The following is a 6267-nucleotide window of genomic DNA, read 5'->3' as shown; positions in this document are numbered from 1 at the left end:
GATATTGCCTGAGATAATTTCGGGTTTTTGACCATATTCTTGACGGCTAAATTCTCAACCACAATCGTTTGGTTTTCACGAACTAATTGAGTGGTTAGCTTGTGTAAATGGTCTTTTCTGCTATCGGTGATTTGAGCGTGAATCCTTGCTACTTTGATTCTCGCTTTTTCCCGATTTTTTGAGTCTTTCTGTTTTCTAGAAAGATTTTTTTGTGCTTTTCGCAACCTCTGATAATGTTTCTTAAAATGCTTAGGATTAGATACTTTGTCACCATCGCTGGTAATCACGAGGCTACTAATTCCTAAGTCAATTCCGATGGCTTTATCTGTTACTGGTAAAGGCTTAATCGTTGGGTCATCAAATCTTATTGAGATATGCCAACGTCCAGAAGGATGTAATCTGACTGTTACTGTGCTTGGTTCACAGCTTTCTGGGATTTGTCTTGACCATCGAATAGGTAAGGGTTCTGTGCATTTAGCTAAATAGATTTGTTTGTCTTTAAATTTAAAGGCTGATTTGGTAAATTCGGCACTTCCTCCCTGATGTTTTTTCTTAAAGTTAGGATACTTAGTACGACCAGCAAAAAAGTTAGTGAAAGCTGTTTGTAAATGTCTTAACCCTTGTTGTAAAGGTACACAGCTAACTTCGTTTAAAAACTCTAATTCTTCTTGTTTTTTCCAATCGGTTAGCATTGAAGAAGTTTCAGCATATCCTACTCTTTCTTGTCTTTCATACCATGCTTGTGTTCGTTCGTGGAGAGCTTTATTGTAAACTAATCTTACACAGCCCAATGTGCGCCGCAATAGCGACTCTTGTGTTGGTGTGGGGTAAAATCGAAACGAATAGGCTTTTTCCATGCCTCACATTCTAGAATATATCGTCTAAATGCGCTAGTATTTAACGGTAAAGCCGCCGTAAAACGGCGGGGTTTCAGACCCAAATTTTCGATGATTCCACCAATGCTCAACAAGTTTTTGCCAGTTGGTTTATTCAGAACCGGGGCCATAGCCTTATCAGGGTTTAGTCTGACAGGGTTCTTATGGGTAATTCCCTCCGAGAGCCTCAAGGCCCAGGGTCCTTTGTCCATTCCCCAGACTCAACCCGGATCTGGGTTAGAATTTTTGCCCCCCGAACCACCTAATCCCACCTTTCCTGAAAACACGATTCCCCCCGCTGGCTACAGTCCACCGGTTTACTCTCCCAATAATCCCCAATCCCGACAAATTCAGACCTATCGACTCGATATAGGCGATCAAATTACTGTCTCGGTTCCTGATTTTCCCGAATTTAATTCCGCAAGTCCGGTGGATCCCGATGGGAATTTTCTAGTGCCGATTTTAGGCCGCATTCCGGTACTCGGCTTGACTTTAGACGAAGTGCAAACTAAAATCCGCCTCGAATTGGGGCGAAAATACTTGCGGGAGGAACCAGAAGTCATTGCTGTTCTAACCACTGCCCGTCCCGTCCAGTTGACCATTCTGGGAGAGGTACAGCGACCGGGGTTTTATAGTATTGATCCTAATACTTCCCTAGCACAGGTAATTTTGGCGGCGGGGGGTGGCACTCCCAGAGCCGATCTGCGTTCGATCCTTGTCCGTCGGGTTTTAGTCGATGGTACAGTGTTAGAGGAGAAACTTGACCTTTATACTCCCTTGATTAAGGGGGAACGCTTACCAGATCTGCGTCTGCAAGGAGGTGATGCCGTGGTTGTTTCCAAGTTAGAAGTGGGCCAAGAAACGGGATATAATCGCACATTGGTGGCTAGAACCACCCTCGCCCAGCAGAATATCACCGTCAGGGTTTTAGCTCCCTCAATTCCTTCGGGAATTTCCCTGAGAAATGTTTCGATTCCTAATGGCAGTACCTTCCTCGATGTGGTGGCTAGTTTACCGGTTTCTGATCGCCTGCGGATTAATGTCAATGAAGTGTCCCTGCTACGTTTTGACAGTGCCAAAGGGGGAATTGTTAGTCAAACTTTGAGTCCGATAGCGGCAGTTAGGGGAGATATCTCCCAAAATATTCCCTTAGAAGATCAAGACGTAATTATCGTCACCCGCACCCTATTAGGGGAAATTTTCGCCGCTTTTAATATCATTACCCAACCCATTCGGGATATTTCCAGTTTTACCAATACAATTCTCGACTTTGGCAATCAATTCAATAACTTCAATAATTGAGGTGCAACTTGCTCCCTTCACTCCTTAACACAACTTCATAAGCTAGGATTTCAAGGACGAGAATAACTCTTGACCGCTAAAATGTAAAAAATCTGGGAATATATTAAAAAGCTATGGCTCTACCAATTGTTAAACGATTTCTCATCTCGCTAGATCAGAACAAATTTGTGGGAATATTCGTCTTCCTCGTCTGTTTAGGTGGTTCTGCGATCTTTGCTCTCCTCCCCGATCCGGAGAAACCCCCCACATTTTATCGGGCGGTGGGACAACTAGCCTATCGGGTACCGCCGCCAGCTTTTACCAGTACGGGAACCCAACTGCAAGAACAAGGACGGGCTATCGATCGCGATTTACTGCTATCTCCCCGGGTATTGATCAATACAGCCAAAAAATTGCAATTTAATCAAGAACAGCTCGTTAAAATTCGCGATCAAGATTTAAAAATCACCTTCCCGGGTGAAGCGGAGGGAAAAAATAATAGCGATCAACCCCAAGAGATACTTTTAGAGTTAACGGCCGACTCCCGGGCCAAGGCGGAGTTAATTCTCGAAACCTTGATGAAGGAAATGGTGGAATACAGCCGCTGGATTAATACTTCCCAGTTACGCGCCCGCATAGAAGCTCTCGGTGTCCGGCTTAACGAAGTCCAAAAAGATTTAACCAGAGCCGAAGAAAAATTTTATCGCTACATTAGTAGCCAGGGTTCAGATTTACTGGCCATTCAAGATGGGAGTTTATTCGCCGCTATCACCAGTAGTCAACAGCAACAGCGAGAAATTCGTCTAGGACTGCAAGGCATTCAAGGACAAATTGATAGTCTGAGTAAACAACTCGATTTAACCCCCGATCAGGCCTACACCTCCTCAGCCCTTAGTGCCGACCCGATTATTGCCAGTATCCGAGCGCAGATCTTGGACACAGAGGCCCAATTGGAGCGACTAGAGAAGGATTTACGTCCCGAACATCCCGCCGTAGTTAAATTACGCAAGCAACAGGAAGTTAACGAATCTCTCTTACAAAAAAGAGCCGCCGAGGTGATCGGAAAAGATGGTGTCCTGACCTCTCTTCCCAGCAATCGCATCCGTCAGCAAAGTAATCTCGATGCCGCCCGTCAACAACTAGCGGGTCAATTAGTCGCCCTGCAAACTCAGCGCGAGGGTTTGATGAAACAATTAGAATCCTTAGTGACTCAGGAACAGCAATTACGCTCCCAATACGAGAAATTCCCCGATAAACAGCTACAGCAAGCTCGTTTAACCCAAGCCGTCGCCTTTCAAAGGGGTATCTACGAGAATATTCTCAATGCGCTGGTGGATGCTCAGGCCGCAGAAGCGGAAACCGTGGGTAGTCTCACCGTCGCCCAACCGCCGGTCGCTGAACCGATCGAACAGGTGTTTAACCGCAAGAATCGTCTCTTGATTCTCTTGGCGGGTGCTGGTTTGGGAACTTTAGCCGGATTGGGTGTGATCCTGCTGTTAGCAGTGATCGATGATCGCCTGCACAGTCCCCAAGAATTGCGGGAAGCTTTGGTTAGTCAGGATATACTACTCTTGGGACAATTGCCCATTGTCCGGAATTTAGAGGGCGAGGAAATCGATCCGATTCTCGCCGATGCTAATGCCAATTATCTCCCCTACTACGAACGTTTACGCAGTACCCTGCGACTTGTTGGCGGCAGCGAAAAGGTGAAAGTGGTTGTTGTCACCAGTATTACTGGCGGAGAGGGGAAAACCGCCACTGCCTATAATCTGGCCATCGCCGCGGCTTTAGCGGGCCGACGGACTCTGTTAGTCGAAGGAGATCTGAGAAGTCCTTCTAAGTCCGAAGAAATCGGAGTCACTCCCGATCCCAATTCTTTCCGAGAACCCCTACTTTACTACGGGGCAAAAAGTAAATCGATCCGGCTGGCCCCAAATATAGAAAACCTTTCCATTTTGCCTAGTCCCGGTCCGCAAAAACAAGCGGCAGCTATCATTGAATCGAGCGAATTACAATTGATTCTCAAAGATTCTAGCGGCCGTTTCGATCTGGTGATTGTCGATACTCCTTCTCTGTCTAGCTGTAATGATGCGCTGCTCTTAGAAGAACTAGCGGACGGGATTATTCTGGTAACGCGCCCGCCCATAACTCGTTCTAGTCTCTTGAGTGAAGCAACTGACCAGTTAACAGAAGCGGAAGTGAAAATTTTAGGGGCGGTGATTAACTACGTCGATATTACACCGACTCTCAACACCGCCGAACCAGGACTGCCGCCTTTGATAGTTCCCCCAACACGGGGACAAATAGAGACAGAGGAAGTGAAGGTGGAGGTATAAATCGGGTTACTTATGACAAAATCTTCGGGCTCGATCGAATTGTGGTTCTTGCCAAGAAAAAGCAAAATGACTGATACTATCTATGGTGGGAAAAGCTAGGCGAATCGCTGCCATTTGCACTTCTAAGGAGGGACGATTGTTATAGGGTTGTCCCCATAAACCGGCTAAAGCTGGGATAACAGGAGTTTGATTTCCCCTGCTTTCTACTACTCTTTTGATCTGATTAACTACACAGGTAGTATCGTTACAATTAGCGTAGGACATGGGATGCCATTCTAGGGAAGCGGGAAAACTATCCCAAGCTTGTAAACGGGAATCAAAACCTTGATTACCCACAAGACGATTCCCATCGGGAAAAAACACTGCTCCGGCGGGAATTCCCTGACGTTCCACTAGGGCAGAAAAATAACTAATATAATCAATGACACCTTGGGCAGCATGGGCAACCGCTAGGAACCAAAGTTCTAATTTGAGACGATCAAAACGGCTTTTAACTGATTGTTTCATCTCCTCTTCTAAAGGGATTCTTCCTTGCCAAAGAGGGGCAGTTTCTTGGGGATAAAGGCGATCGGCTTCGACGATATCATCAGGGGAAATTTTGCCACGAGTCAGATAGCGATCGATTAAAAATTTGCCCTTATTATTCAATCCTCGATTAATTAAAGCTTGTCGGGATGCCGGACTAAAAATCCATAAATCTTTGACATCATCAGCAACGGAATCGACTCCCGTTCCTCTGGGATAGCGAATATAATCAAATAAAACTCCATCGGGACGACGTTGTAAAATGGCTTCTAGGAGAATTAAATAATCCTGTCGCGCTTGATTGCTGTAGGGATCGACAAAAGTTTGGGATTGATCATCGACAAAAGAGGTGCTATCTTGTCCTTTACCATTGCGTGCTAATACCTCCTGTCGATAGGGTTTTAAGCTATAAGCATAGCCAAAATTGAGGCTAAATAACCAAGCATAAACCTTTAAACCGCGTTTATGTCCCTGTTCGATTGCCTGTGCTAATAAATCGACATTTCCAGCACTGGGATTTTTAATGACGCTATCCCAAACGGTGGGATTATTGTTAGGAGGTAATAGGACTTGACCATCGGCAAAAACTTCCAGATAAACTGTATTATAACCTTTGGCCACGATGCGATCGAGGATACTTTCTATCGATCCTGGACGGCTATCACAGGAGTAGAGACGTAACCAGATCGCCTGATCCTGTAACCAGTGTCGGGAACGGCAAAAGCGCAATTGTTCAGCATATTTCTGTACTAAGATGTTATATTCTTGGGGCGAGGTTTGACGGAGATTTTCTTGTTGTTGGATTTCTGATTCGGACAGTTGACAATTATCATTGACAGCGAGACTAGAGTTAATCCCTAGAGGACTAATCCAGAGGATTGTAGCGAGGAAACAAGATAGCGATCGCAGATAATTAACTTTCTTTAACATAGTTGTTCACAGCGTTTGCTATTTTTTATTGTTTTTATTTTCAGATAAATAGCCATTTTTCAGTAGAAAAGCGCTCAGAGCAGTGGGAAAGTCTGGATATTTTCCGATCACTGTATTTTCGCCATGGATATCGAGACCCCAATCGGAGTGTTTATCATAATTAGTGAGAAGAAATTGCCAAGCTTCTTCGTATTCTCCTAGTAAGTAGTCATGCAAAATTAATTACCCAAATAAAAAATTAAGAAGTATAATACATAAAAAAACGAAGCAGCAGGAAAATACAATGAGATTGATTAGAGACCTAAACCCCGAGAGCCAGA

The 6267-nt window shown here is 44.8% G+C and carries 4 protein-coding genes and 1 pseudogene; 2 read left to right on the top strand and 3 right to left on the bottom strand.

Translation table 11 applies throughout. The features are described from left to right. Positions 1–857: RNA-guided endonuclease InsQ/TnpB family protein (locus EWV60_RS13860; protein ID WP_287232840.1), on the bottom strand; the 857-nt coding region annotated here is incomplete at its 3' end. 102 nt (positions 858–959) lie between these two features. On the opposite strand from EWV60_RS13860, the gene EWV60_RS13855 reads away from it, so the two are divergent. Together EWV60_RS13855 and EWV60_RS13850 are read left to right on the top strand one after the other, a co-directional pair. After that, positions 960–2177, top strand: coding sequence for a polysaccharide biosynthesis/export family protein (locus EWV60_RS13855; protein WP_287232839.1), 1218 nt, complete (start codon positions 960–962; stop codon positions 2175–2177). A gap of 113 nt (positions 2178–2290) precedes the next feature. Then, positions 2291–4492 carry a GumC family protein gene (locus EWV60_RS13850; RefSeq protein WP_149108104.1) on the top strand — a complete coding sequence of 734 codons (2202 nt, stop codon included), beginning with the start codon at positions 2291–2293 and terminating at the stop codon, positions 4490–4492. A 6-nt stretch (positions 4493–4498) separates the two neighbouring features. Here the strand turns inward: EWV60_RS13850 and EWV60_RS13845 are convergent, their stop codons facing one another. Beyond that, on the bottom strand, positions 4499–5947 hold the full coding sequence (locus tag EWV60_RS13845; protein WP_287232838.1) for a family 10 glycosylhydrolase: 1449 nt from the start codon (positions 5945–5947) through the stop codon (positions 4499–4501). An 18-nt stretch (positions 5948–5965) separates the two neighbouring features. Continuing rightward, positions 5966–6151 (bottom strand): annotated as a pseudogene (locus EWV60_RS13840) (hypothetical protein); the annotation flags it as partial. Between the last annotated feature and the right edge of the window lie 116 nt (positions 6152–6267).

Origin of the sequence: Microcystis sp. Msp_OC_L_20101000_S702, from assembly GCF_007095705.1 — a bacterium.
Taxonomy (GTDB): domain Bacteria; phylum Cyanobacteriota; class Cyanobacteriia; order Cyanobacteriales; family Microcystaceae; genus Microcystis; species Microcystis ichthyoblabe_A.
Note: the sequence above shows the minus strand (reverse complement) of the source record. Positions and strands in the feature narration are given on the sequence as shown.